Annotated in this window: 2 protein-coding genes; both read right to left on the bottom strand. The window is 35.9% G+C overall.

The window, feature by feature from the left end; all coding sequences use genetic code 11:
- Positions 1-39: 39 nt before the first annotated feature.
- Positions 40-246, bottom strand: coding sequence for a hypothetical protein (locus AB3I12_RS13220; protein ID WP_063627483.1), 207 nt, complete (start codon positions 244-246; stop codon positions 40-42).
- Between the two features lie 48 nt (positions 247-294).
- Positions 295-2,138 (bottom strand): immunoglobulin-like domain-containing protein (locus AB3I12_RS13215; RefSeq protein ID WP_368015669.1); only part of this gene is annotated, 1,844 nt, incomplete at its 5' end.

Below are 2,138 nucleotides of genomic sequence, written 5' to 3'. Positions count from 1 at the left end.
GAAAAAATCTGATTATTGTCCCACTCTATTTTTTACTTCTTATTTACTTACTTTAAAAAAAAGACAAATCCGATCATCTTTTCGTCGATAAAAACGAGATAAATATTTAAAAGATTTTATTTCACCTTGAAACTTTAAAATCTCATGTTCAGAAAGACCTTTGATACATAAAGTATAAGGTATTTCTGAAAGTCTTTTTTGCTTCATAATATTTAGGATTTGACGTTCTCTTTCAATTACTTTCACCGCGATTCCTCCAATGAATAAACTAACTTTAATCAGAGGTTTTTAATATTACTTATTTTTCACTTCCACTAATTGCTTATCTAGTTCCACACCAGCACTGTCATAGCCAATAATGTAAACTGTATCTGAAGCATTTTGGATTTTATCCACTGCGTAATAACGGAATGGACTACCTTTAACGGTCGCTTTAGCATAAAGTTTGCCATTGACTTCTAGACGAAGATGATCAATCTCTCCTGTGTATGAACCACGTAAATAATTGTCTCCACCATTAATTACATATGGTTCCGGTGTTAATTTCCCTTGATTCACCGTTTCCAACATGACTTTTTCTTTGGCTAGTTCTTTGCCATTTGCATCATAAGCAATGATGTTGACTTGATCATTTTTATTTGTGATTTTATCTACTGCATAATATTGGAATGGACTGCCTTTAGCTGTTGATTTAGCATACAATTTTCCATTGACTTCTAAACGGAAATGATCCACATTTCCTTGATAAGTTCCACGTACGTATTTATCCGTTCCACCAAAGATATATTTTTCTGTGGTTACTTTGGCCGGTTTTGTTTCTTGGATCGTCACTTTTTCTTTCGCTAATTCAATCCCATTGACATCATAGGCGATAATATTTACTACATCAGACGCCTGATTGATTTTATCTACGGCATAGTATTGGAACGTCCCGCCTTTAACGGTTGATTTAGCATGTAGCTTACCATTGACTTCTAGACGTAAATGATCCACATTGCCTGTATAGGTTCCTCGAATATAGCGATCATCTTCACCTAAGATATAGGTTTCTGGTGTTACTGTACCAGTAGTTTGTTGTTCTACAGTCACTGTTTGACGTGTCAATTCTTGATCATTGTCATCATAAGCAACTAATGACACTTGGTCATTGATATTTTTAATTTTATTTACTGCATAGTATTGGAATGGATTTTCTTTTACCCCAGCTTTAGCGTAAAGAGTGCCATTGACTTCCAGTCTTAGGTAACTAATGCTTCCGGTATAAGTTCCTCGAATGTAGCGATCACTACCGCCGAGAACATATTTATCCACTGATAAAGTTGCTGCAATTTCATTGATAGCTACTGTTCGTTCAGTGACGATATTGCCTAATCGGTCATAAGCTACTAATTCTACTTTGTCCGTCACGTTATTTACTTTATCTACTGCATAATACTGGAAGGTATTTCCAGAAACAGTTGATTTAGCATACAATTGACCGTTGACACGTAAACGAACATGATCGATTTCACCTGAATATGTTCCGCGAATATAACGATCTGTTCCATTTAACATGTAAGGTTGTACAGTTAATTCACCTTGCGCCGCAACAACAGGAACTGCTTGACGAGCGATTTCTTTATCTTCTGGATTATACGCTACGAGATACACTTGGTCATCTGCTTTTTTGATCTTATCTAAAGCATAATAAGCAAACGTTGAATCTTTGACGGTTGATTTAGCATAAAGTGTCCCATTGACTTCTAATCTTAGATATGCCACATTGCCTGTAACCGTACCCCGAACATAGGCATCCGATCCTACCAAACGATATTCTTCAACAGTTAATGCACCTGTTAATGAATCTAATTTTTCTTGTGCTTGCTCGATTTTCGCTAATAGTTGTTGTTTCAAACTTGAATCAAGCATGGCATCAACTTTTGTTTTTGCTGCATCAATTTGTTCTTTCGTATTCGTTTCTTTTGGTTCTTCACCGTCAAAGAGATTGTCGACAGCTGTCTTGGCATTGGCATACACCACTGTTTGATCTACTAATAAGCCATCTTTGACTAAATAAGTATAGTTGCCACTAGTATTCGGTTTTAATTCTGGGTGATTGACAACAAAACGAGCTTGATTCGCTTCTTGTTTCGTGATTT

The sequence above is a fragment of the Enterococcus sp. C65 genome, from assembly GCF_040887165.1.
In the GTDB taxonomy this organism is placed as follows: Bacteria; Bacillota; Bacilli; order Lactobacillales; family Enterococcaceae; genus Enterococcus_B; species Enterococcus_B hirae.
This window is presented reverse-complemented; position numbering and strand designations above follow the sequence as displayed.